The sequence below is a fragment of the Tenacibaculum sp. SZ-18 genome (assembly GCF_002813915.1).
Classification (GTDB): Bacteria; Bacteroidota; Bacteroidia; order Flavobacteriales; family Flavobacteriaceae; genus Polaribacter.
On the sequence record NZ_CP019335.1, the window covers coordinates 689117 to 713878 of the forward strand.

Consider the following 24762-nt stretch of genomic DNA (forward strand, 5'->3'; position numbering starts at 1 on the left):
TTTAGATTAAGTTAAAATTGGAGCGTAATTATGAGCCAATCTTTTCACCCATTTTAACAAAAGTTTCAATCTTGTCTTTGGTATTATCCAAGATATCTTTATCTATTTTGATTTTATCTTTATCTACCAATAAAACAACAGTTGATCCACCAAAAGCGAAATACCCCATTTCGTCTCCTTTATTTAGTTGTTGATTTGGAATGTATGTGTCTATAATCGTTCCAACCATGGTTGCTCCAACTGGTGCGAGCAATATATTTCCTTTATCTGTAGTTTTTAAAATACAATATTCGCGTTTGTTTTCACAAAATACTTTGGTAAAGTTTTCGGCTAAAGCATAGGGAGAAACAGATAAGTAACTACCTTTTATTTTTACCATTTCACTCGGTATTCCGCTATATGGGAAATGATACCGATGATAGTCATTTGGAGCTAATCTTAAAATTAAGAGTGACGCGTTTTTATATTTATTAGCAAGATCTTTATTTCCTAAAAATTCTTGGAGTGTAAATTTTCTTCCTTTTATAAAGAAGTTGTGCACATCTTCAATATTCTCGAATGCTAGTAGTTTCCCATCCCCTGGTGAGACGAAATCATCTCCAATTGGTCTAGCTTCTGGTTTTAATTTACGGTAGAAAAAGTCATTAAATGAAGTGAATTCACTAATCGATTTTTTAGCTTCATTTAAATCAATATTTAATTCATCAACAAACTTTTCAATTTTAGAAACAGAAGATGTTTTGTTCATTTGTCTCCCATACCATTCCGATAAAAACTTACGTTTTACCAATGGAAGTAATGCTAGTTTTCCAAAAGGATTACTGTATAACATTTTTAAAAAACCTTCTCCTGGTGGAGTTTCAATTTGAGTTTCTCCACTTTCTCTGTTGATGAATTTAATTTGCATGTTTATTCGTCTATACTGTCAATTAAAATCTCTAACATATCAATTGCCGCTTGGGCAATTTTTGTACCAGGACCGAAAACTCCAACTGCTCCCGAATCAAATAAAAATTGATAATCTTGAGCAGGAATTACACCGCCTACAATTACCATAATATCCTCACGACCATACCCTTTTAATTCTTCAATTACTTGAGGAACCAATGTTTTGTGTCCTGCTGCTAATGATGAAATACCAATAATATGAACATCGTTTTCAATTGCTTGCTTTGCGGCTTCTTTTGGCGTTTGAAATAATGGTCCAACATCGACATCAAAACCTAAGTCAGCATAACCTGTTGCAACAACTTTAGCACCTCGATCATGACCATCTTGACCAAGTTTTGCAATCATTATTCTTGGTCTACGACCTTCTAGGTTCGCAAACTCATCAGCCAGTTCACTCGCTTTTTTAAATAATGAATCGTCTTTTATTTCTTTACTATACACTCCAGATATTGTTTTATGAACAGCTTTGTGTCTTCCAAAAACGGCTTCTAGAGCATCAGATATTTCTCCTAAAGATGCCCTGTTTCTTGCTGCTTTTACTGCTAAATCTAGTAAATTTCCATTACCTGTTTTAGCGCATTCTGTTAAATCTTTCAAGCAAGCTTCAACTTTAAATGTATCTCTTTTTGATTTTAAGTATTCTAATCGTTCAATTTGAGATTTACGAACAGCTTCATTGTCTACTTCTAAGATATGTAAAGGATCTTCTTGTTCTAATTGATATTTATTTACACCAACAATAATATCTTGACCACTATCTATTTTCGCCTGCTTAATTGCTGCGGCTTCTTCAATACGCATCTTTGGAATTCCTTTTTCAATTGCTTTAGTCATTCCTCCAAGTTCTTCTGTTTCTTGAATTAACTCCCAAGCTTTATTGGCTATTTCTTCGGTTAATTGTTCCAAATGATAACTTCCAGCCCATGGATCTACTGTTTTTGTAATGTTTGTTTCTTGTTGTAAATAAATTTGAGTATTTCTCGCAATTCTTGCAGAGAAATCTGTAGGTAAAGCAATTGCTTCGTCTAACGCATTTGTATGCAAGCTTTGTGTTCCTCCGAAAGCAGCTGCCATTGCTTCGATGGTTGTTCTGGCAACATTATTAAATGGGTCTTGTTCAGTTAAACTCCATCCGCTAGTTTGACAGTGCGTTCTTAATGCTAGTGATTTCGGGTTTTTCGGGTTAAATTGCTTTACAAGTTTCGCCCAAAGCATTCTGGCTGCTCTCATTTTTGCAATTTCTCTAAAGTGATCCATTCCGATTGCCCAGAAAAAAGATAATCGAGGTGCGAAAGTATCAATATCCATTCCTGCTGCTAATCCAGTTTTTATATATTCTAATCCATCTGCCAAGGTGTAAGCTAATTCAATTTCTGGTGTAGCACCTGCCTCCTGCATGTGATATCCTGAAATAGAAATCGAATTGAATTTAGGCATGTTGTTACTGGTGTATTCAAAAATATCCGCAATAATTTTCATTGATGGAGTAGGTGGATAGATATAAGTGTTTCGCACCATAAATTCCTTTAAAATATCATTTTGAATAGTTCCTGATAACTTTTCAGGAGTAACACCCTGTTCTTCCGCAGCGATAATATAAAATGCAAGAATTGGTAGTACAGCTCCGTTCATTGTCATGGAAACAGACATTTTATCTAATGGAATCTGATCAAAAAGGACCTTCATGTCTTCAACAGAATCAATAGCTACACCAGCTTTTCCTACATCGCCTTGTACACGTTCATGATCTGAATCGTAACCTCTGTGGGTTGCTAAATCAAAAGCAACTGATAATCCTTTTTGTCCTGCAGCTAAATTTCTTCTATAAAAAGCATTGCTTTCTTCAGCAGTTGAAAAACCGGCATATTGTCTAATTGTCCAAGGTCGTCTTACGTACATTGTAGAGTAAGGACCTCTTAAATTTGGCGCTAAACCAGCAACAAAATCCTCGTGTTTTAATCTTTGATTTGTTGTAGAAACGTTCTTTTCTAGTTGTATGTTTGATATATCTTTTCTACTCATTTTCGACGTGTGAATTTAAGCATGCATAGAATAATTCAAATGCAATAAAGGTTTTAGTAGCTTTGTTTTTATAATCTTCACTGGTAAGATTCACTAAAGCTGCAGCTATTAATCCTGAGTCACTATTTCCATGTAACTCTTTAAATGTTGTAATTAAGTCGGCAATATCATCATTGCTATTAACGGAAATATTTTTACCATATTCACCAAAATAATTTATGGTGAGTTCAGAATCTTTCCTTTCAAGATTTTTGTAGTATTTAGTGGTTGTGCTGTCTAGTACTTCTTTTACTTGAGTTGAAAGCTCAGAATAACTTAAATATTTTGATTTTTGTTGTCTTTGTTTCTTAGTTATCCAAAGGTAATTCTTTAGTTCGATTTTCGATTGATTCAATAATTCAATTGATTCTTGAGTTACAATTTGTTCTAGATTCTTAAAGCCTTTGAAAACCTCATCGGAGTCATTCGTAAACTTTTTAATTGCCTTAAATGATTCTTCCTTATAAATGTTGTAATACTTACATACTATGTTTTCGAAATGATCAACCATAACTTCAATCAAGTCGCTTCTGCTTTCTTTTAAAAGGGAATTACTTTGACTGTTTAAAGAAAAAGTCAATAGAAGACAAAACAAGATTGCTATTTTTCTATTCATTATCTATTTTAGAGTTAAGGCAGGTGTAAAAGAGTTCAAATGCAATAAATGTTTTTATCGCTTGATTTTTAAAATCCTGCTCTTTTAAATTTAACATCGGAGCTATTAAAAGAGGGGTGCTTATATAATCTTCTCTAAAAGTTAGGATAAAATCTTTAATGTCGTTGTTGTTACTAATGGATATGAGTTTATCAGAGAACTCTTCTTCGTAATTTATGATGTAGACAAATTTTTTCGATTTGATTTTGTTAATATATTTTTCGAAAAACTGTTCGTCTTTAAATTTTTTCAGTTCTTCAGGTGTGAATAGTGTAAAACTAAAATGAGAAAACTTATGTCTATTATCAGAACTTTTGAGCCAAACGTAATCAGCAAGTTCTTCATAAGATTGTTTGAGTAATTGTAAGGATTTTTCCGATGAAAGTTTAGCTAGAAGAGAAGGGAAGTTCACCTTTTCTTTTGATATTTCTTGAAGATATAATTTATAAGCTTTTTGTGATTTATCTTTTTCAATACTATAATAATCACAAATTAATTCTTCGAAAGTGGACACCATTGTCTTGATGTAATTATCATCCGAATTGTCACTGAAATTCTGATAAAAGTCATATTGTGAAAAACTCAACTCGTGAAAGAAGATAAATATAATTAAAAGATAAAGCTTATTCATTTCCTAATCGTTCTTGTTCAGTTTGTTCTGCCAATCTTTTTGTTATTATGGGTTGTATTAATGTTTTTTGAGAACGCTTTTTTACAAAAGGATATAGCTCTAAATCATTCTTCATTTTGTCGGATTCGTTTTGAACTTTATTGGTTCCTAGTAAAACCAGTTCGCCTTTGTCAAAAAGTTCTTGTTCCTTCTGTGCCGATTCAGAAATTTTACGTTGAATAACTCCTTCTTTTAGCTGCTTCATAAAACCACCACCTTCTTCAATTTGCTTGAAGATCTCCAATGCTTTTTCCGCTAATTGTTCTGTTAAGCTTTCAATATAATAGCTCCCATTTGCAAAGTTTTGTGAATTTTTAAAACCGCTTTCTTCTTTAAGAATTAATAATTGATTTCTTGAAATGCGTTCTCCAAATTCATTTGATTTATGAAAAATTTCATCATAAGAAACGTTAGTAACCGTATTCGCTCCTCCTAAAACAGCACTCATACATTCAGATGTTGTTCTTAGCATATTTGTATTGTAATCATATAAGGTTTTGTTTCTTAAAGTAGGTTGTGCGAAAATATGTGCTTCATTCACAGAAGTATTATATTCTTTTAGTAAAGCGTTCCATAAGACTCTAAAGGCTCTTAGTTTTGCGATTTCAAAGAAGTAATTAGTTCCTACAGAAAAATTAAAATGAATTTTACTTGCGATATCTGCGCCAAAATTATTTAAATATTCGTTGGCATGACTTAACGCGTATGCTAGTTGTTGAATTGTATTGGCTCCTGCATTTTGATAGAGAGAAGCGTTTACTGCAATGCAATTTTTTAGCTCTTTAAGTTCTTCTAGTTTTTTATAATCACTGTTTAGGTTTTCAAACCAGTTTCCAGTTTTCGCTAAGTTACCAATGATATCAATGTTTAAAAAACAGTTTGTGGAGTTTGTCTTCTCAGCAAGTTTTTTAATGAATTCGACGTTTAAAAAGTTTAGTTTAAAATAAACTTTTGTAATGGTAATATCAATGTTATTAAGAACCTTAGCAAAATTGAAATCGTTATCGGAAACAAATTCAATAGCATTTGCTCCTCGGTTTAAAGCATCAACAGCTAATTTGTTTGCTACATTTTCATTGTCAATATATATAGATTGGCAGATTGAAAAATTGGCTTTTGGGAGATCAGGAGTTTGATGAGTGCTATCTTCTTTTGTGTAAAAAGGTTTTACAGTAATTCCTTCGTTTGTATTCCATAAAAGTGTTTCGTTATAATCTAAACCTTTTAAGTCAGCTTGAATTTTTTGTTTCCAAGCTTTTTCTGATATACCTTCAAATTCATCAAATAAATATGTTCCCATTATTTTTCTATAGTATCAAATTCGATTATATAAATATCTTCATTTTTCTTTTTCATTAAATACTTTTCTCTAGCGAACCTTTCTAGTTCGAGAGTATCCTGAAGATTCTTTATGGTTTGTTTGTCTTCTGCAGTTTTCTTCTTATGATAATCAATCCAAGTTTGTAGTTCCTTAATATCATTGTTAAATTCTCGGTGCGTCAAATATGAATTTTCATCAAAGAAAAGCATCCATACCACAAATACAGTAAGTATAATAACATAAATATTTGTTACTATTTTAACTACAGGTTTGTTTTGAATTGATTTTAAATTCATTGCTACAGGCGTTCGCTAATTACAGATCTTACTACATCAATTGCTACAGTGTTATAACGATCATTGGGGATGATAATATCCGCAAAATTCTTTGTTGGTTCGATAAATTCCTGATGCATTGGTTTTAGTGTGTCTTGATATCTACTAAGTACCTCATTTATATCTCTACCTCTTTCAGAAATATCTCTCTTAACCCTTCTAATCAATCTTTCGTCTGCATCTGCATGAACAAATATTTTAATATCACATAAATCTCGCAATTCTTTATTGTTAAAGATAAGAATTCCTTCAACAATAATAACTTTTCGTGGATGTGTTTTTATAGTGTCTTTAGTTCTATTATGAGTTACAAATGAATAGACAGGTTGTTCAATAATATCAGCGCTTTTAAGTTTTTTTAAATGATCTACTAATAATTCAAAATCAATAGCTCTGGGATGGTCGAAGTTTATTTTTGATCTCTGGTCGTAAGTAAGATCATCTGTTGCGTTGTAATAAGAATCTTGAGAGATCACACAAACTTCATCTGGTGGAAGTTCATTAATTATCTGATTTACTACAGTCGTTTTACCACTTCCCGTTCCTCCTGCAATACCGATTATAAATATATTTTTCATTGTTGTAGTTTGTGTGAGCAAATTTAGAAAAAATAGAGCACAAAAAAAGACATCATTTCTGATGTCTTATATGCTTTTAGAGCCGATAGAGGGACTCGAACCCACGACCTGCTGATTACAAATCAGCTGCTCTAGCCAGCTGAGCTATATCGGCCTTTGCTTTAAAGCGTGGCAAATATACTATGTTTTTTAATACTGGCAAATATTTTTGATTTTTTTTTAAATTTTCTACGATCCTATTTTAAACGATAAAACAGGAACTGGAGAATGATTGGCTACATCTTCTGTAATACTTCCATCAAAAAAATGTAGAAGACCCTTTCTTCCGTGGGTTGCCATTGCTATAATATCAGCATTGTGATTTTGAGCGAAGTTTATAATTCCAGCTTCGATAGTATAATCAGAAACATATTGTACGTCTTTTATATAGTCAGCTTTTGTTTCAGCTTTTTCAAAAAAGTTCTTTACAATTTCTCGCATTTCAGAGGAACTTTTAAATGATTTAGAAGGAGTGTTTACGTAAATCATTTTCATTTTACAATTGATTTTTTCTGCAAATTTTCTAGCTTGTTTATATGCTTCAATCGAGTCTTTAGAAAAATCACAGGCAAATACTGCGTTTTCGAAATTTTCCATGGGGTTGTTTTTTACAACCAAAACTGGAATATCAGAATTTCGAATTACTTTTTGTGCGTTGGAACCTATGAATAATTCTTTAAATCCGGTTGCTCCCTGAGAACCCATGAAGACGAGATTTATATTCTCTTCTTTGCATAAATCATTAAGTTCACTGAATATTTTATAATGTTTAATGATAGGAGTAATTTTAATGTCTTTAAGATATTTTTTATCTAAAAATTCATTAAGTTTTTTTTCTATTAGTTTGAGGTAAAAAATAGTTTCTTGTGTTGTAACGGTATTAGTTGCTATTGCGTTTGATAATTCAAGCATATGAAGTACAACTAATTCAAATTTGAATTTTTTTGCAAAATTGGCTGCTGTTATCAGAGCATTTTCAGACTGCTCTGAGAAATCGATAGGTACTAAAACTTTTTTCATAATTGCGGAAGTTTTGGATGTTATACTTCTTAATGTACGAAAAAAATAACTCATTTATCAGTTAGTTGGCTTTCGATTTACCTTTATCTATGGCTAGAAAGATCATTTCTGATGATAAATAAGAAAAGCTTTTTTTAGTCCAAAGCTTTTTTATAAGTCTCAAGACAACGTTCTCTTGCAAATTTATGATCGACTATTTGTGCAGGGTATGTTAATTCTTGAAATTCAGGTACCCACTTTTTAATATATTCTAATTGCTTATCGAATTTTTGTATTTGTGTTGTTGGGTTGAAGATTCTAAAATATGGAGAAGCATCAACACCACAACCAGCTACCCATTGCCAATTTCCTATATTACTAGATAGCTCAAAATCTAAAAGTTTTTCAGCGAAATAGGCTTCTCCTAACCTCCAGTCAATAAGTAAATGTTTGCACAAAAAGCTACCAACCAGCATTCTTACTCGGTTATGCATGAATCCTGTCTTATTTAACTCTCTCATACCTGCATCTACAAGAGGGTATCCAGTTTTACCTTCGCACCAATTTTTGAAATCTTCTTTGTTGTTTCGCCATTCGATATTGTCATACTTAGGCTTGAAAGCTTTTGTAATTGTATGTGGGAAATGCCAAAGAATTTGCATGAAGAATTCACGCCATATTAATTCCTTTAAAAAGGTAATGTTGTCGCTTTTTAGAGATTTATTAACCGCTTCTCTCACAGATATTGTTCCAAATCTAAGATGAATTCCCAATTTAGATGTAGCATTGATAGCGGGAAAATTTCGTTTAGCTTCGTATTCATTAATTAGAGTAGTTGATATTTTGTAATCTGGAATTTGTATTGTTGAATTTTCAAACCCCATTTCATCTAGGCTCATAATTTCCTGATTGTCGATTTTAACGAAATTATCCAGTAGTTTTTCTGAAGTATATGGTTTTGAGTGCTCGGGAGTAAATGTACTTAACCACTTTTTGGAATAAGGAGTATACACTTTATATGGATTTCCATCATCTTTAGTGATTTCTTTTTCTTCAAAAATTACTTGATCTTTAAAAGATTTGAATGATATATTGTTTTTGTCTAATAATTCAAGAATGGCTTGATCACGTTCAGAAGCATATGGTTCATAATCACGATTTGTGTACACGGAAATGATATCGTATTTTTTTAGTAATTCTTGGTATATGTCTATAGGATTTCCATAAAAAACATGAAGTGAACTGTTTACTTCTTTTAATTGAAGATTTATTTTAAGTAGCTGTGTGTGAATAAAATTTACTCGAGCATCGTTTTTAGGAAGTTTGTCGAGTATGTTTTTATCAAAAATAAATATTGGTAGGACTGTTTTGTTATTGTTCAGAGCTTCGAATAATCCGTGATTGTCATTGAGCCTTAAATCTCTTCTAAACCAAAAAATTGATATTTTATCCATTAAATTCTCCAAATAGTTCGATTAATTTTTTCTGTCTGTATTCAAATATCTCGTCCAGTTTAGGTTTTACTAGTAATGGATGTGCTAGTCTTCCAAGAAATCCTAAAGGAATTTTGTAGTCAATAATATCTTCCATTTCTACACCACCTTTAATTGGATGTATAAAATGTTTATGATGCCATAAAGCATAAGGTCCATAACGTTGTTCATCAACAAAGTATTTTTTATCCATAACGTGAGTAATCTCCGTTACCCATTTAGTTTTTATTCCCAAAACAGGAGTTACGATATACTGTATGATTTGTCCGGGATACATTGGTTTTTCCGCTCCTGATAAAATTTTAAAACTCATGTAATCAGGAGTAATTGTTTTTAAGTTTTTAGGACTGGATAAAAATTCCCATGCTTCATCGACTGTTATCGGTAAGTTTTGTTTTTTGTGAAGACGGTAGATTTTCATTTTAATTATGGATTAGAATATATAAATTCAGTGAAGTGGCAATACAAAGCCAAATAATATATGGTAGTAGTAAAAGTCTGGCCTTTTTAATGTCATTACTCAAATTGAAAAAGAAATATAATAATGAAACGATCAAAAGAAATAAAACTAACACTCCTAAAATCACTAATTTCTGATTGAAAAATATAAAGTTCCAGCTAATGTTTAATACAAGCTGTATTAAATAGGTGATTTGTGTTTCTTTAGTGTTTGATTTATTAAATAAGTATCCTAGGTAAATCGAGAAGCAAACCATTATCAATGTCCATGCTGCACCAAAAACCCACCCAGGTGGTGTCCATGGAGCTTTATTTAATGATACATACCAATCATCTCTTGGTCCAACTCCCATTAATAAGCTACCAACCCATAAGGTACCGAAATTAATAACTAAAAACAGAAAGATGTATTTTAATTTGTTCATGAGGTTAAATGTTTGGTTATTTTTTTGCTTTTTGGTTTCGTTATCGAATACCAATAGTCAATTAAATTACCGTTCTCATCAACTAAATATTTTTGAAAATTCCACTTCACGGACGAATTCTTTTTTCCGTTCAGTTTTTTGTCTGTTAAATAAGAATAAAGAGGGTGTTTCTCGCTTCCCTTTACTTTAATTTTTTCTGTAATAGGGAATGAAACACCGTAGTTAATCGAACAAAATTCTTGGATTTCGTCAGAATTACCTGGTTCTTGTCCACCAAATTGATTACAAGGAACACCAATAACTACTAGAGTATTGTAATATTCATCCTGAAGCTCCTGAAGCTCTCGATATTGAGGGGTTAATCCGCATTTAGAAGCTACATTTACGAATAAAATTTTCTTCCCCTCAAATTCAGAAAGATTTAATTCTTTACCCTGAAGGTTGTTTATTTTTATTTGGTAGAAAGACATATTGTGGAACCACTAGTTTATCAGTGGAGAAGTTTAGTTAGGTTTATGCAGTTAAAGGTTTTCCTTTTAATCTTTTCTCAATACGTTGTTTTACAGTAGTTAATCTTTTCATGATTTCCATTAGATTACTATCTTTGCTCTTTTTGTATTCTTCATTAATTTCTAAGATTAAAGCTTTAGCTTCTCTAGAAGCTAAAATTCTATCGCTTGTTGTGATGAATTTGAACTTTCTGTTCTCGAATTCTGATGCTTTCTCTATTAATGTCATAACTATTAAATAATTATAGGGTTTTTCCAAACCACAGTTTGGATTGTTAAATCGTAAAAATTAGACGTGTAAGCTTAGAAGTACTTTCATTATTTACACCTAATTTATAATCTTGGGGCAACAAATGTATATATAACTTTAATATTTTACGTTACAAAATCGATTGTTTTAGACAATTTAATGATATATTTTTCTTATATCGCAATGTTTTGTTTATCTAAAATCAAATTAAGTTAAACAAATATATAAAAAACCTTTTTAATTCTAACTTTTTCAAAAAAATAAATTTTACTGTACAAGCTAATTCGGCTGTTTGGTAGAATCTTATCATAAAAAAAGGCTTTTTCATCTGAGAAAAGCCTTTTTTTAGTAAAATTTTGGGATTTATTACTCTTGGTTTAACAGCTTGTCAAAATCATAAAAGAAAAAGTTTTTTTCGTCATTCATTGCTACGAAAAGTCCACTAGAGAATTTTGAGTTTAATGAAATTGTAGTAACATCACATCCATCAGTTTCAAGTGTGGTAAGATTTTCTGCTTTTATAAACCTATCTGACTCTCTGTCGAAAATATTGAATGTTCCTCTTTGCTGGTCAGAGACAATTATATAACCTGAATTTTTTCCAGTTTTTGCAATGGCAATTCCTTCAATGTCAGGTTTGAATTTATCCTGAGCAAAACATGCAACTTCTTCATTTTCTTTTTGTGGTTTAGCATAATATTTTCTGATGTAATGTTGTTCATCATAAGAATAAATAAAGCCAAGTTCATTATCAACGACAATCGCTTTAATTTCTATTTTACCACTAAAATTCCCGTATTTCCTTACAAGTTTTGATGTAATTTCACCAGAATCAGATACCAACTCATATTGGTATAAATAATCTGAATTAGGTCCTTCTTTTCTGCTTACTATGGCGTATGTTTTGTTCAAAATTGGTAAATTATTTAAAGCATACCGATTAGCGTTACAAAAAGCAATTTTAAAAAGCTTGATTGTTCATTAGTTTTAGTTTTGTTTTTTCTGCAAAGCTATATGGTTACTGTTGTTTTGGGTAATTTTAGATGGTAACAAACTGTAAAAACAATAGAAACAAAAAGGCAACATTTAACTTAAATTTACATTGAGGAAATGTTCTGTAAATATTTATTGATGTAACATGAAATTTACCAAGTCTTCTTTCGGAGAAATGGGTAATTTCTTTCGTAATCGATAGCGAGCTACACGAACACTGTCTGGAGTAACATTTAAAATTTCGGCAATTTCTTTCGATGTTAAATTCAGTCTTAAAAGCATTGCTAGTTTAATTTCTGAAGAAGATAATTTTTCAGCAGAAATTTGAGTGAGTTGTTTGCTGAAGTCTGGGTGTATTTCGTTGAAGAGATTATTAAAATCAATCCATTGATCATCGTGTTTGAGTTTGAAGTCAATGTCTTTGGAATTGTCTTTTAATTTACTCTTATAATCTATGTTGCTTCGAATTGATATCTTTTTTAAATCAGAAGAAATATCAGTTAGAATTTTGTTTTTTTGTGATAGGTGTATACTGTATTTCGTAAGAGAAGCTGTTTTTAGTTGGATGTCGTTTTGTAATGTTTTTTCTAAAGCTTGTTTTTTTCTAGTTTAGCCTTCAAAATAGGTTGCTTATATTTTTGTATTTTTTGCTGAGTTTTTATTCTCTTTTGGTAAATATATCCAAGAATAGTAGATACTAATATGATGCACAATACAATTACAATCAGTAATTTTTGATTGACAAGATTTACTTTATTTTGTTCTTTCAATAATTTTATTTCTGCTTCTTTCCGATGTGAATCATAAACAATTTGTAGAATGTTTAATTGACGAGCGTTTTGGTTCTTTAAAACAATCTCTTTGTATTCGTTTGATTTTAAGCGATACTCATATGCTTTCTTGTAATCTTCAATGATTGAATAAGTTTTAGCTAAATCTTTATAGGCGCTTTCTAAAAGTTTAGGTTGATTTATTTTTTTTGCAAGTTCTAGAGATTTGTGAGAATAAAAGAGAGCGCTATCAGTTTGGTTTTGTTTTCTGAAAATATCACCAAGATTGTAAGTAGATCTGCTTCAGTATAGTTGTTTTTCTCTTTTAAGAGTTGGTATGCCGACAGAAAATATTCATGTGCGCTGGGGAATTGATTTAAATCTACATAAATGCTCCCAATGTTTAATTTTACGTTAGCAATTCCTTGTTTATCTTTAATTTTTGTAAATATCTCTAAACTCTATTTTTGAAGTTTCAAAGCCTCTAAATAATTGCCTGCTTTTTCTTCTACATTTCCTAAAAGTTCAAGTCTAATTCCTTTGCCACGAAGGAATTTAAGTTTCTTGGAATCAGCATAGTTTTTCATTGAAAAATATACATTTCCAATTTCATTTTTAATGAGTATAGCTAAGGTGTCAGATTTTGTTGTTAGTTCTAATGCTGAATTGAAGTTTTCTATAGCCTTTAAATGAAGTCCATTTTTAGCGAAGTTTTTTCCTTGTGAGTAATAGTGATGACTTGATTTTGGGTCAGAGTGATTTAAATCAATTGAATTATCAATGTCTTTTTGTGCGTTAATCAGGGTAAAACTGAGTAAAAAACCTATAATTTTAAACATAATCAACAAAATTTAAAAATGATTGAAAACTATAGGTTATTAAAAAGTTATGAAATAAAGAATTATTGATTTTTCAATAAAATATTGAACTAAAGTATGATCTAGGTTTTCATGTTATATTACTATAAGTATTCTAATAAAACATCTGGATTTGGACGTTGGGTATAGTCTATTGAAAATTCGGAGTAAACTATTTTTCCATCCTGATTAATAATAAATCTAGCTGGTATTGGTAATGTCCAACTTTTGTCACCATTATATTTTGATAAATTAATGCCAAAAGAATTGTAAAGTGATTTTAATGGGTCTTTCATGGTCCATTTCAAACCAAAAGAGGCGGCAACATTATTTTGAAAATCACTAAGTAAGTCATAACTCAAGTGTTGTTGTTCTACAATTTGTTTGTTGAATTCTGGTAGTTGAGGTGAGATACTGATTGTTGTAGCGCCTTTTTCTTCAAATGTTTTTGTAAACTTATTTAAGTAAGAGAGATCTTTGTTACAGTATGGGCACCAAACACCTCTATAAAATGTAATTATTAAAGGGCCACTTTTTAATAAGTCAGCGCTTTTGATAGCATCACCATTCTGGTTTTGTAAACTAAATTCTGGAGCTTTGCTACCAGTTTTTAGAATTTCGTTTGAAATACCACTTTCTTGTAACTCTTTTGTGGCTTGATGCATTACAGCAACAGCTTCCTTCGGCATGTTACTTTCAATTCGCTCTTTAAGTTTGTCTAAACTTTTTTGTAAATCTGCCATGACTCTAGTTATTTAGTATGTTCGCCTTGATATGTTCTTCAAATTTAACGAAATCATTTTCAATGTCTGGGTTTTTCATAACATCATATGCAGCAAATGTAGGTAGCTTATCCATTCCAAAAAACTTGAAGTTTAAATGAGTTGGTAGAAATAAATCGTCAACACTTTTTCCTTCAAAAAATACTTGATCTCTGTTTTCAAAAGCTTCTTTTGGAGCATTAAATGTTAAAGAAAGCATGTATTTTTTGCCATTTAAGGTTCCTCCTGATCCATATTGCTTAGTAGTATCTTGTCGAGTTCTTCCGTCCCCAGCACAAAGACGGCCATCCATTCCAAAACTATATACATAGTCTTGGTATTTTTTTAAACTCCAAGGTGTAGCCATCCAGTTTACTGGCATTTGTAACACTATTACATCAGCCCATTGATGTTTTTCAATTTCTTCATCGATGTTATATTTATCTTTCATAGTTGTAGTCTTAATTTCAAATCCTTCTCCTAAAACCAAATAAGTTAAACGTTCCACTAAGCTTTTATTTAATTCCCCTTTTGAGAATTCATATTCTTCATGTCCGTTGATTATAAATATTTTCTTCATTCTTGTTTTAATTAATTGTTTCACAAAGATACTATTAATGGTTTATTTTAGATACTATTAAAGTGATTTTGCTTAAATTTGTGGTAACTAAAAAGTAACCATGTCTAGAAAAATTATAGAAAATCCAAATAGTTGTAGTTTAGTTCACACCATGAATATTATTGGGAATAAGTGGAAACCGATTATCCTATACCTCTTAGGAAATGGAGGTTTACGATTTGGTAAATTACTTTTGTTTATCCCAAATATTTCCAAGAAAGTATTAACACAGCAGCTTCGAGAATTAGAAGAGGATGGTTTGTTAATAAGGAGGAAATTTGCAGAAACTCCTCCAAGAGTAGAGTATTCTTTGTCTGAAAAAGGAGTAAAATTACTACCTGTTTTAAGAGAACTTAGTAATTGGGCGGTGAATAATTATCAGGATATAGAATTTGAAACATGTAAAATTTTATAATCTATTTGATGCAGTATAGACTAAATAAAATCCTTCAATATTAGAAAAAGAAAAAGCCTTGCAAATGTTGCAAGGCTTTCGTCGGGGTGGCAGGATTCGAACCTGCGACCTCCTGCTCCCAAAGCAGGCGCGATGACCGGGCTACGCTACACCCCGTTTTTCGGACTGCAAATATAAATGTTTTTTAAAAGATAATGAAAGTTTTTAGTATTTTTTTTCATTATTCATTAATTGATAAAACGTATTTGCAATAGCTCATAATTTTTAAAAAAAAATTACATTTGTAACTCGAAAAAATTAATACCCTATGTCAAATACTGTTGAAAGAATTAAATGTTTAATAATAGGATCTGGACCAGCTGGTTACACTGCGGCTATATATGCGGCTAGGGCAGATATGAAGCCCGTAATGTATACAGGAATACAAATGGGAGGTCAGTTAACGACGACTACGGAAGTTGATAATTTTCCAGGATATCCCAATGGAACCGATGGAACAGCAATGATGGAAGATTTGAAGAATCAGGCAGAACGTTTTGGAACTGAGGTACGTTTTGGAATGGTTACTAAAGTTGATTTTTCTACTGAAGTTGGAGGTATTCATAAAGTAGTAGTAGATGAAAGTACAGAATTAGAAGCTGAAACAGTAATTATTTCTACAGGAGCTACAGCAAAATATTTAGGATTAGAAAGTGAGCAACGTTTAATTGGTGGTGGTGTTTCTGCTTGCGCAACATGTGATGGATTCTTTTATAAAGGTCAAGATGTTGTTGTAGTAGGAGCAGGAGATACCGCAGCCGAGGAAGCAACTTATTTAGCAAATATTTGTAGTAAGGTTACTATGTTAGTTCGAAAAGATTATATGAGAGCTTCTAAAGCGATGCAACATAGAGTTAACAAAACTGAAAATATTGAAGTATTATTCAATACTGAAATCGACGAGGTTTTAGGGGAGAATGTTGTTGAAGGTGTTCGTATGGTAAACAATCAAACTGGTGTTAAAAATGATATTCCTGTAACAGGAGTATTTATCGCTATCGGTCATACTCCAAACACTGACTTATTTAAAGATGTTTTAACAATGGATGAAACTGGGTATTTAATCACTAATGAAAAATCAACTAAAACAAATATTCCAGGTGTTTTCGCGGCAGGAGATGTTCAGGACAAAGAGTATCGTCAGGCGGTAACTGCGGCAGGTACGGGTTGTATGGCAGCTTTAGATGCAGAACGTTATTTAGGAGCTTTAGAATAAGAGTAAAGAATTTTAAAATAAAGCATATATTAAAAGAGATTACTTAGGTAATCTCTTTTTTTATTTCTTTTGATAAAAAAAGAAAAAAAAATGTAACGTTTTATAAAACCTTAAGTTAGTCTGTATAGAAATAACTAATTAATACTTTAAGAAATTGAATACACTATCAGATAGTGCCTTAATGTTAAAAGTTAAAGCTGGAGAAAGTCAGACATTGGGTTTACTTTACGAGCGATATAAGAAACGATTGTTTGGTTTTTTCTATCAAATGTGTAAAGATGCTAATTTGTCGGAAGATCTTGTTCAAAATGTATTCATAAGAGTTCTTAAATACAAACATACGTATAATGAAGAAAGTAATTTTTTGTCCTGGCTTTTTCGAATTGCTCGTAATGTTTATTACGATCAGTTTAAAGTAAACTCGAACAATAGAACAACTGATTTAGATGAGGTTAATAATCTCTTTATTGTTGGAAATGTGGAGAGTGATATCGAGAAAAACGAAAAGGTGTCATTATTAAAAGAGGCTATGAATCAACTTCCAGCAAAAAAGAAAGAATTGATTGTACTGAGTAAATTAAAAGAACTAAAGTATAAAGAATTAGGTGAGATAGTTGGCTGTTCAGAAGGAAATGCAAGAACAAGAGTACATAGAGCATTACTTGATTTGAAGCAAATTTATTTAACCTTAGAAAAAAGATAGATAATGAAATATTTAGAGTTTAAAGAATTGCTTACGGATTATGTACTTGGGAATCTATCGAATAGTAAAAACCAAGAATTGGAACTTTTCTTAAAGGAAAACCCGGAGTATAATACAGAACTTGAAGAAACGAGTTTCTTTTTGGAGAGCACGCATGAAGAAGTTCCAGAACCAACAGCAGCAATGGATATTAAGTTTTACACGATGTTGAATTCGCAGAAACAGAAGGATGAGAAAGTTTCTTTCGTAAAAAAATTAGAATCGTTATTTCTCGGAAATACATTTAAGAAAGTTGCTTACTCATTATTCATACTAGCAATAGGAGTTTTCTTAGGAAAAGGATTGAGTAAAGATGCAGGTATTTCTAGTCCTAATATTGAAAAAGTTAAAGAGGAAACTGAAACTGTTCGATCTCAATTAGTTTTAACTTTGTTAGATCAGCCTTCAGCAAATAAGAGATTGCAAGCTGTAAGTGAAGTGAATAAACTAAATAAAGTAACAGAAACCATTTTACAAGCATTGTTTAAAACGTTGAATTACGACGAAAATGTAAATGTGAGACTTTCAGCAATTGAAGCGCTTGGTAATTATACAGAATACCCGCTTGTAAGAGAAGGTTTAATAGCATCTATTTTAAAACAAGAATCACCATTGGTTCAAATTGCATTAGCAGATTTAATGGTGTTACTACAAGAAAAAGCTGCAATAAAATCTTTCGAAAAGATTTTATACGAAGAAGACACAAATGAAAGTGTAAAACAAAAAATAGAAGAAAGTATTGAACGTATTATTTAAATAAGAGTCACAAGGTTTTGATGTAATTGGCAAGTCCTAGGTCGCTTTTTACTGAAAAGAAAATTAAGTCATTCATCAAAAAGGTAAGTCATGAAAAATTTAAAAATCAAGTTATTAACTATTTTAATTTGTGCGAGTAGTATTGGATATGCACAAAAGTACAGGACGGATAATAAATTAAAAAGTAAAGAGGTAATTCAGAAAGAATTACAATTTTCAACCAATAGTTCAGATAACATTTTAGTTGTAGATAATGTATATGGATCTATTCAAATAGAAGGATATGGCGGGACAAAAGTAATCTTTGAAGTTGTAAAACATGTATATGCCGATTCACAAGAAGAATTAGAAAGAGGTAAACAAGAAATAGGAGTGAAGACAGCTCAAAAAGATGGAGCTATTTATGCATATTTAAGTTCTCCTTATTCAAAGTTCGATTTAGAAACTGGATTATTTGAACATAGAGAATTCAATTTTAACTCAAGACGCAGTTATAAAAATCGTGAAAAAAGACTATATAAGTATCGTTTAGACTTTAAAGTTAAAATTCCAAAAAATACAAGTATTGATATACAGGCAATTAATGATGGAGAAATTATTGTAGAAAACGTTCACGGGAAATTATTGATAGCTCATAATATAAATGGTCCGATAGATTTAAATAATGTTTCTGGTAAAACAGATGTAAATGCTTTGAATAAAGATATTAATATCACTTATGCTAAAAATCCTACAGAAGAAAGTTGGTATCGATCTCTGAATGGCGATATCAATGTGAAATTTAAAGATGGATTGGATGCAGCTATTAGTTATAAAACTATGAATGGGAAGTTTTATACAAACTTTCCTGTAGAGAGCACTTCACCAAAAGTTGTAAAACAAACGAAGCGCGTAAAAAAGGGAACAAAATATAAAATAGATTCAAACAAGCATTTTAAAATTGGGAATGGGAATGTGCATTTACATTTCGATCAATTAAATGGAGATGCAATTGTAAAAAAATAAAATCATGAGAAGTAGAATTTTAAAAATAGTAGTGTATAGTTTGATGTTTTTTATCGTATGTAAAATATCAGCACAAGAAACAGTAAATGTTCCATTATCTGATCCATCAAAACCAGGTTTTTTGAAAGTTAAAATTTTGAATGGAGCAATTAGAGTAAAAGGAACAAATACGAAAGAGGTAATCGTAAAAGCGATTCTGAGAACTGAGAAAAAAAGCTATAAGAAAAGAAGAAAATCGAGTAAAAAATTGGAAGGCTTAAAACGTATTTCGAACGAAGGGTTAGATTTTAGTGTGAAAGAATTTAATAATGCAATAGATATCGATTCTGATAGAAATGGTATCACAGATTTTGAAATCGAAATTCCAAGAAACTTTTCCCTTAAATTATCAACGTATAATAGTGGTGATATTTTTGTCCAAAATGTAAATGGACAAATGGATGTTAGTAATGCCAATGGAAAAATTACCTTACAAGATATCAGTGGAGCTGTCATCGCTGATGCGTTAAATAAAGATATTACGGTTAACTTTGTTAAAGTTGATCCTGATACTCCAATGGCATTTAGCAGTTTAAATGGGGATATTGATATTACTTTTCCAAAAAGCATGAAAGCAGATGTTAAGATTAAATCAGAACGAGGAGAAATTTACACTGATTTTGATTTAAAAATGAAGAAGGAAAAACCAAACTTTACTAAAAGTCAATATAAAAATAGTGGGTATCGTTTAAAGATTGAAAAATGGATTTCAGGATCTATAAATGGAGGAGGTCAAGAAATTATTTTTAAAAATTATAATGGAGATGTAATTATGAGATCAAAATAGTTTGATTAAATCATAGAAATTTTAAAGCTGTAGATTGTTAAAACTCCACAGCTTTTTCTTAAATATATCTAATAAATGATTTACTAGTAATAAAGTAACTCTTCTTCCAATGGAGTTGTTTCCATTTCATTTTTTATATCTTCAATGAATAGATCAATTTGATCTTTAGTAACATTAGGCATACAAATGATATGTGTAATTCCATCTTCAGTTGCCAATTGCCATTTGTTCTTTAAATCGTCTGTTACTTTTGGAAAAACAACAGTTATGGAACCTGGATTACTCCATGCATTTATTCCTATGTTTTGTAATTGTTGTCTACAATAACTTGCAACTTCTAAACTATGTTCATAACGAGCTCTTAATCCTTTAACTCCCATTTTTTGAATAGCATGCCATAAGAATAATGGACTATGACCATTTCTTGATCCGGTAATTGTTGTATCCAACGAACCGATATAAGAAATCCCTTTTGATACTCGATCACGTAATGAACGCTTGGTAACAATTACTCCAGCCGGAATCGGTGAACCAATAAATTTATGTCCACTTATTGAAATACTATCCGCACCATCTAAAAAATCAAACGGACTACGAGGTTCTGCAAACGCACCAAATGTTCCAGACAATGCACCATCACAATGTATATAATGATCTTGAATTGCGAGTTTTTTTAAGATTCCTTTAATTGTAGAAACATCATCTTTAGCTTCTTTCATGGTTGTTCCATGAGTTGCTAAAATAATAGCTGGCTTATGTCTGTTAAAACGCAAAGTATCCTCTAAATCTTCATAGTCAATTTCACCATTTTCCTGAGATCGAATTACAATACTTGGAATATTTAATAAATGAATATTCTTCTTAACACTATAATGTGTAGATTCTGAATAATACACCATTGCCTTTGGATACATTTCTCTAGCAATGTATAAACCATATAAATTACTTTCGGATCCACCATTTGTGACGTAACCCCAGTAATCTTTTGGATTTGCTCTGAATAATTTGGCAAAAAAATCAACAACTTCCCGCTCAATCTCATGCGTATGAACTTTATAGGTACTATCTTCAAACGGATCTCCTAAATTATTAATTGGGTATTTTAGGAAATCATATAATGGTGAGTAATCAAAATCCTTAGATACTGGGTATCCTAAAAAAGCATCTCTGGCATTTTTAACTTTATCTAATAAGTTAACTAAACGATCATTTAAAGAATTATCTCTGTTCATTATTCTAATAAATAAAATTTTCCCAAATGTATATTTTTATAGAAATACAAACTATTAATTTATTAAATTAAGAAAAATAAACTATATTTACTTGTTTTTAATATATTTTGTTCTGTTTAAGTAGAGTGAAAATATATGTTTTAGAAATATCTTCTGAATATGGATGCAGTTGACAAAAAAATAATGTTCGAGTTACAGCAAAACGCTAAGCAAAACACTAAAGAAATAGCTACAAAGGTTGGATTATCGGTGACTCCAACGTATGAAAGAATTAAAAGATTAGAGAATAATGGTGTTATTAAAAAGTATGTCGCTTTAGTAGATCGTGAGGTAATTGGGATACAGATTATAGCTTATTGTCAAATTACATTATTCAAACATCAAAAGACTTTGATAGATGAATTTAAACAAAAAATGTTTGATTTAGTAGAGGTTATGGAATGTCATCATGTTTCTGGAAATTTCGATTTTTTAATCAAAGTAGCAGTAAATGACATGAATAGTTTTCAGGTTTTTATAAATGAAAAGCTTTCGGTTGTTGAGGGAATTTCTACAATTCATAGTTCTTTTGTTTTGGATTCTTTCAAGGAGTCTACAGTTTACCATTTATCAGTATGAAAATGTTATATAATAATTCTGTATTCTTTTGAATTTTGATGTACCATTGTTTTAGTCTAATTTCAGCTCAGACTGACCAATTGAAATTAATCAGCTTTTCACGATTTTAACTTTTTAAGTATCTTCTCTACATCAGCATTAATTGGATTCCATTGTAATGACTTTTCATAAGCTGATATGGCATCTTCTTTTCTTTTTAATGCTAGTAAGCTCTCTGCATAATAATTATAAATTCTATGAGTATAATACCCATGAATTGGATATAGTTTTAGATTTAATTCATAAAACTTTAAAGCTTCTTCATGTCTGTTATCTTTGGCCAGACTTAAAGCATATTCGTTGATTAATCTTTCAGAAATAGCATATTCTGATTCTTTGTTATACGTACGTTTTAAGAATTCTATTACTTCATCAGTTGTTTTGTTTTGAGCATATTCAGCGATAAGCTTTCTGTTAAGCATTAGTGTTCGAAGAACCCACCAATACTTGTAAGATGCTAACTTTGTTCTTTCAGAAAGATTGATGTGGGTCAAGTAATCTAATTTGGTTTTGTGTGCTACAACTACCCTTCTTTTAGGAATTACTGTTATGAATTGTCCTGATTCGTCCCAAGATGTGTAAGCTCCTTCAAAATCTGGATTATCATAAAAACGTTCTATAATCCACCATAAATATCCATAAGATTGTTGGAGAGGACTAGAAAGATCACGATTAATTCTTACGGTTACCGAATCTCGGGAAACAGCTGTCGAGGTAATTCTTTCTATCCAATCTTTATTAATAAGTTCTTTTCCGTTCCAAACACCTTTTTGTAAAAGTAATTGACCAATTTTCGCCATGTCTCGTGTAGAAATATGAACTTCATTAAATCCAAAAATCGATTTTTTTTTGTTAAAAACAACTTTTTGATTCTCAATATTCCAATCTTGAAAACCAAGAGGAATTGCTAATTGTTGCTCTAATTCTTTATGAAATTTATTACCAGACTTTTGTTCTAATAGGTAAGCAGCAACATTGTAATCCCAATTATTCCATGAAAAATAATCCCCTGGTTTAACTTTTCCTCTTTCTCTAACCCTAGGTATTGTATAATATGAACGCTCATTTTTAAGGTAAAGAACTCCTGATGATGAAGTTAGAATGTCTTTGGTTGTTGCTTTTTGTTCTACTGGAAGCAAATTGTAATATTCATTCACATTATTACTCTGAAGTGTTTCGTGTAGTTTATTGTCATCTAGGTATTTTCCTAATAACAAACTGGTGATTCCTTTAGTTGAATGATTTAATTTATATATTTCAGAAACATCTCCATATTCATATACAACTTTTCCATTCTCTAAAACGATCATACTAGTTGTTTCGGCTTCCTCATTTAAATATGTGTCAATTTCAATGAATTTTTCTTTACTAAAATAAGATGTTGTCAAGTTGGTTTTTTTTGCAAATGGAGTTCCTTTAAATTGTGGTTCTTTGTAGAACCAAGTTTGAATAGTTGTGTATGAAACAAGTAAAAACACCACGAAAATTATGGCTACAGCCCTTAATAAAAGTTCAATTTTATATTTTCTGTAATAATCTAGTAGATTTTGTTTTTTATGCATAATTAAGTGCGCTATAATCACATTTGGAATCCAACTTAACCATACGGAAATTCCATAGGCGAGATCAAAGTTACCAATTATTGAGATAAGAAATGGTAACCAGAACCTTAAAGTTATTGCGGCGAATGTTCCTGCGTAACTGTAGGACATGTATTGAATATGTGCTTTTAGATTTCCTTTCCTAATAGCGCGATAACCTAAATAAGTTGCAGTTAACCATACCAAAGAACCAAAAGTAAATCCAATTTCGGTAGGTAAACCACCGCGTACGAAAAAACTAATATAAAAAGCAACAGGTGCAGCAATAAAAATTGATGAAATATAAAGTTTACCTACAATTTTATGTAGTTTAGGGTATTTTTCTCTAATTGGTTTTATAAATTGAATCCACCCAATTATTAAAGCAAGACCTCCAAATATTATATGAATGTAGAACGCTAAATTATACGTTAAACTATCCAATACTTTTTCTGGTTTCATAGATAATAAGTCTATTGGTCCATCAGCTAGTATATATTTTAATGGTCTATTTATACCAATAAATAATGCCAAACTAATTAATACAATTCCAATCAATCTTTTCATTCTAATTTTGTTTTTTATATAAAGATGATGGAAATGTAATCTCAATAAATTGAGTAACCATTTATAGCTTACACTAGGGTATAAAAGAATCTATTAAAGGTTTAAATGAAAGCGCTAGGTATAAAATATGTGTTTTTTGGTATGAAATTTATAGGTCTAGAAGATTATTTTTATAGCTTTTTGAAACAGGAAGGTCAATTTTTGAAAGTGTAATTGTATTCGAATCTTTCCAAGATTTAAAATGATACGGGTTGATCAAATGAGATCGATGTATTTGCATTAAAAAATTAAAATCATTCAAAATTTTCTTTAAAGAACTACGAATTAATTTGGAATGTAACTCGTCTTTTTCTAAGTAAAAGATTTCAACATAATTTTGAGCATTGGAGATACAAATTAAATCCGAAGGTTTAATTATGAAAATGTCAAGTTTATTATCTCCTTTAATTGTTATTTTTTCTTCTTTAGTTTTATTCAATAACTTAATGGTGTATTTTCTAGCTATTATAATAATGGGAGTAACAATGAAAATGATGTTAATGCTTATTTTAAAGAAGTATTCAGAAAAGTCATAGATTCCTTTTATTAAAGTACTTCGATATAAGAAATAAGTTAAAGCGATATACGTAGTATGTAATAACAAATACATTAAAACTTCGTAAAGGATATTCCATCTTTGAATAACTTGATAAAGTCTATTTTGTATAACAGCTAGAATAAAATAAGTTATAAAAAAAGATACACTGAAAAGAGTACTTACCTTAAGCCAAATCTTTAAATCCATGTATCCATGTTCAAATGGTCGCCCTAAAATACCGAACAGAAATGCCCACAAAGCAATAACGATAGCGACTAAAGTATGATGTTCAATTGAAGGATTTATTTTAAGCTTCATTAAAAGTTGAAATTTGCTTTAAATTAATTATCATACTTGATTTACTAAGTGCTAAAATAATTCTTTTTTACAAAAAAAAGATCACTG

General features: G+C 30.7%; 28 protein-coding genes and 2 tRNA genes. 7 read left to right on the plus strand and 23 right to left on the minus strand.

What is annotated here, in order from left to right; all coding sequences use genetic code 11:
- Positions 1-28: 28 nt before the first annotated feature.
- The 19 genes from BTO06_RS03080 to BTO06_RS03170 all read right to left on the minus strand — a co-directional run bounded on the left by BTO06_RS03080 (position 29) and on the right by BTO06_RS03170 (position 14706).
- Positions 29-907: a phosphatidylserine decarboxylase gene (locus tag BTO06_RS03080; protein WP_100923914.1), complete on the minus strand. Its 879-nt coding sequence runs from the start codon at positions 905-907 to the stop codon at positions 29-31.
- A gap of 2 nt (positions 908-909) precedes the next feature.
- Positions 910-2973: a methylmalonyl-CoA mutase gene (gene scpA / locus BTO06_RS03085; RefSeq protein WP_100923915.1), complete on the minus strand. Its 2064-nt coding sequence runs from the start codon at positions 2971-2973 to the stop codon at positions 910-912.
- Positions 2966-3628 carry a hypothetical protein gene (locus BTO06_RS03090; protein WP_100923916.1) on the minus strand — a complete coding sequence of 221 codons (663 nt, stop codon included), beginning with the start codon at positions 3626-3628 and terminating at the stop codon, positions 2966-2968. The genes scpA and BTO06_RS03090 overlap by 8 nt, the downstream gene beginning before the upstream one ends.
- On the minus strand, positions 3621-4298 hold the full coding sequence (locus BTO06_RS03095; protein ID WP_100923917.1) for a hypothetical protein: 678 nt from the start codon (positions 4296-4298) through the stop codon (positions 3621-3623). The genes BTO06_RS03090 and BTO06_RS03095 overlap by 8 nt, the downstream gene beginning before the upstream one ends.
- Positions 4291-5637, minus strand: coding sequence for a methylmalonyl-CoA mutase subunit beta (locus BTO06_RS03100; protein ID WP_100923918.1), 1347 nt, complete (start codon positions 5635-5637; stop codon positions 4291-4293). The genes BTO06_RS03095 and BTO06_RS03100 overlap by 8 nt, the downstream gene beginning before the upstream one ends.
- Positions 5637-5954 carry an FtsB family cell division protein gene (locus BTO06_RS03105; protein WP_100923919.1) on the minus strand — a complete coding sequence of 106 codons (318 nt, stop codon included), beginning with the start codon at positions 5952-5954 and terminating at the stop codon, positions 5637-5639. The genes BTO06_RS03100 and BTO06_RS03105 overlap by 1 nt, the downstream gene beginning before the upstream one ends.
- Positions 5955-5956: 2 nt before the next feature.
- Entirely contained in the window at positions 5957-6562 is a 606-nt protein-coding gene (gene udk / locus BTO06_RS03110; protein WP_100926695.1) for a uridine kinase, read from the minus strand.
- An 89-nt stretch (positions 6563-6651) separates the two neighbouring features.
- A tRNA-Thr gene (locus tag BTO06_RS03115) sits at positions 6652-6725 on the minus strand.
- Between the two features lie 74 nt (positions 6726-6799).
- On the minus strand, positions 6800-7630 hold the full coding sequence (locus tag BTO06_RS03120) for a universal stress protein (protein ID WP_100923920.1): 831 nt from the start codon (positions 7628-7630) through the stop codon (positions 6800-6802).
- Between the two features lie 134 nt (positions 7631-7764).
- Positions 7765-9063: a cryptochrome/photolyase family protein gene (locus tag BTO06_RS03125; RefSeq protein ID WP_100923921.1), complete on the minus strand. Its 1299-nt coding sequence runs from the start codon at positions 9061-9063 to the stop codon at positions 7765-7767.
- Entirely contained in the window at positions 9056-9523 is a 468-nt protein-coding gene (locus BTO06_RS03130; RefSeq protein WP_100923922.1) for an SRPBCC family protein, read from the minus strand. The genes BTO06_RS03125 and BTO06_RS03130 overlap by 8 nt, the downstream gene beginning before the upstream one ends.
- Position 9524: 1 nt before the next feature.
- Positions 9525-9986, minus strand: coding sequence for a TspO/MBR family protein (locus tag BTO06_RS03135; RefSeq protein WP_100923923.1), 462 nt, complete (start codon positions 9984-9986; stop codon positions 9525-9527).
- Complete coding sequence (locus BTO06_RS03140; protein ID WP_100923924.1) at positions 9983-10456, minus strand: glutathione peroxidase; 474 nt, start codon at positions 10454-10456, stop codon at positions 9983-9985. Before BTO06_RS03140 ends, BTO06_RS03135 begins: the two co-directional genes overlap by 4 nt.
- 43 nt (positions 10457-10499) lie before the next feature.
- Positions 10500-10724, minus strand: coding sequence for a hypothetical protein (locus tag BTO06_RS03145; protein ID WP_100926696.1), 225 nt, complete (start codon positions 10722-10724; stop codon positions 10500-10502).
- Positions 10725-11111: 387 nt separating this feature from the next.
- A complete protein-coding gene (locus BTO06_RS03150; protein WP_232731503.1) occupies positions 11112-11657 on the minus strand; it encodes a phytase in 546 nt (181 codons plus the stop codon).
- A gap of 213 nt (positions 11658-11870) precedes the next feature.
- On the minus strand, positions 11871-12020 hold the full coding sequence (locus BTO06_RS18370) for a helix-turn-helix transcriptional regulator (protein ID WP_157811716.1): 150 nt from the start codon (positions 12018-12020) through the stop codon (positions 11871-11873).
- Positions 12021-12969: 949 nt separating this feature from the next.
- A complete protein-coding gene (locus BTO06_RS03160) occupies positions 12970-13347 on the minus strand; it encodes a hypothetical protein (protein ID WP_100923927.1) in 378 nt (125 codons plus the stop codon).
- A 122-nt stretch (positions 13348-13469) separates the two neighbouring features.
- On the minus strand, positions 13470-14108 hold the full coding sequence (locus BTO06_RS03165; RefSeq protein WP_100923928.1) for a peroxiredoxin-like family protein: 639 nt from the start codon (positions 14106-14108) through the stop codon (positions 13470-13472).
- A 4-nt stretch (positions 14109-14112) separates the two neighbouring features.
- Entirely contained in the window at positions 14113-14706 is a 594-nt protein-coding gene (locus BTO06_RS03170; RefSeq protein ID WP_100923929.1) for an NAD(P)H-dependent oxidoreductase, read from the minus strand.
- Positions 14707-14806: 100 nt separating this feature from the next.
- On the opposite strand from BTO06_RS03170, the gene BTO06_RS03175 reads away from it, so the two are divergent.
- Positions 14807-15160 (plus strand): winged helix-turn-helix transcriptional regulator, encoded by a 354-nt coding sequence (locus BTO06_RS03175; protein ID WP_100923930.1) that lies wholly within the window; start codon positions 14807-14809, stop codon positions 15158-15160.
- Positions 15161-15241: 81 nt separating this feature from the next.
- Here the strand turns inward: BTO06_RS03175 and BTO06_RS03180 are convergent.
- Positions 15242-15316, minus strand: a tRNA-Pro gene (locus tag BTO06_RS03180).
- Between the two features lie 151 nt (positions 15317-15467).
- Here BTO06_RS03180 and trxB point away from each other — a divergent pair.
- The 5 genes from trxB to BTO06_RS03205 all read left to right on the plus strand — a co-directional run bounded on the left by trxB (position 15468) and on the right by BTO06_RS03205 (position 19744).
- On the plus strand, positions 15468-16415 hold the full coding sequence (gene trxB / locus BTO06_RS03185; RefSeq protein ID WP_100923931.1) for a thioredoxin-disulfide reductase: 948 nt from the start codon (positions 15468-15470) through the stop codon (positions 16413-16415).
- A gap of 154 nt (positions 16416-16569) precedes the next feature.
- Positions 16570-17118: an RNA polymerase sigma factor gene (locus BTO06_RS03190; RefSeq protein WP_157811717.1), complete on the plus strand. Its 549-nt coding sequence runs from the start codon at positions 16570-16572 to the stop codon at positions 17116-17118.
- 3 nt (positions 17119-17121) lie between these two features.
- Positions 17122-17913 carry a HEAT repeat domain-containing protein gene (locus BTO06_RS03195; protein ID WP_100923933.1) on the plus strand — a complete coding sequence of 264 codons (792 nt, stop codon included), beginning with the start codon at positions 17122-17124 and terminating at the stop codon, positions 17911-17913.
- A gap of 90 nt (positions 17914-18003) precedes the next feature.
- The gene (locus tag BTO06_RS03200; protein WP_100923934.1) at positions 18004-18918 is read left to right on the plus strand and encodes a hypothetical protein; all 915 of its coding nucleotides are present in this window, start codon (positions 18004-18006) and stop codon (positions 18916-18918) included.
- 4 nt (positions 18919-18922) lie between these two features.
- Entirely contained in the window at positions 18923-19744 is an 822-nt protein-coding gene (locus tag BTO06_RS03205; protein ID WP_100923935.1) for a DUF4097 family beta strand repeat-containing protein, read from the plus strand.
- Between the two features lie 83 nt (positions 19745-19827).
- Here the strand turns inward: BTO06_RS03205 and BTO06_RS03210 are convergent, their stop codons facing one another.
- The gene (locus BTO06_RS03210; RefSeq protein ID WP_100923936.1) at positions 19828-20976 is read right to left on the minus strand and encodes a histidine decarboxylase; all 1149 of its coding nucleotides are present in this window, start codon (positions 20974-20976) and stop codon (positions 19828-19830) included.
- A 159-nt stretch (positions 20977-21135) separates the two neighbouring features.
- On the opposite strand from BTO06_RS03210, the gene BTO06_RS03215 reads away from it, so the two are divergent.
- Positions 21136-21594 (plus strand): Lrp/AsnC family transcriptional regulator, encoded by a 459-nt coding sequence (locus BTO06_RS03215; RefSeq protein WP_100923937.1) that lies wholly within the window; start codon positions 21136-21138, stop codon positions 21592-21594.
- A gap of 98 nt (positions 21595-21692) precedes the next feature.
- Here BTO06_RS03215 and BTO06_RS03220 read toward each other — a convergent pair whose 3' ends face one another.
- Both BTO06_RS03220 and BTO06_RS03225 read right to left on the minus strand, forming a co-directional pair.
- Complete coding sequence (locus BTO06_RS03220) at positions 21693-23780, minus strand: DUF2306 domain-containing protein (RefSeq protein WP_100923938.1); 2088 nt, start codon at positions 23778-23780, stop codon at positions 21693-21695.
- Between the two features lie 148 nt (positions 23781-23928).
- On the minus strand, positions 23929-24675 hold the full coding sequence (locus BTO06_RS03225; protein WP_100923939.1) for a LytTR family DNA-binding domain-containing protein: 747 nt from the start codon (positions 24673-24675) through the stop codon (positions 23929-23931).
- Positions 24676-24762 lie beyond the last annotated feature (87 nt).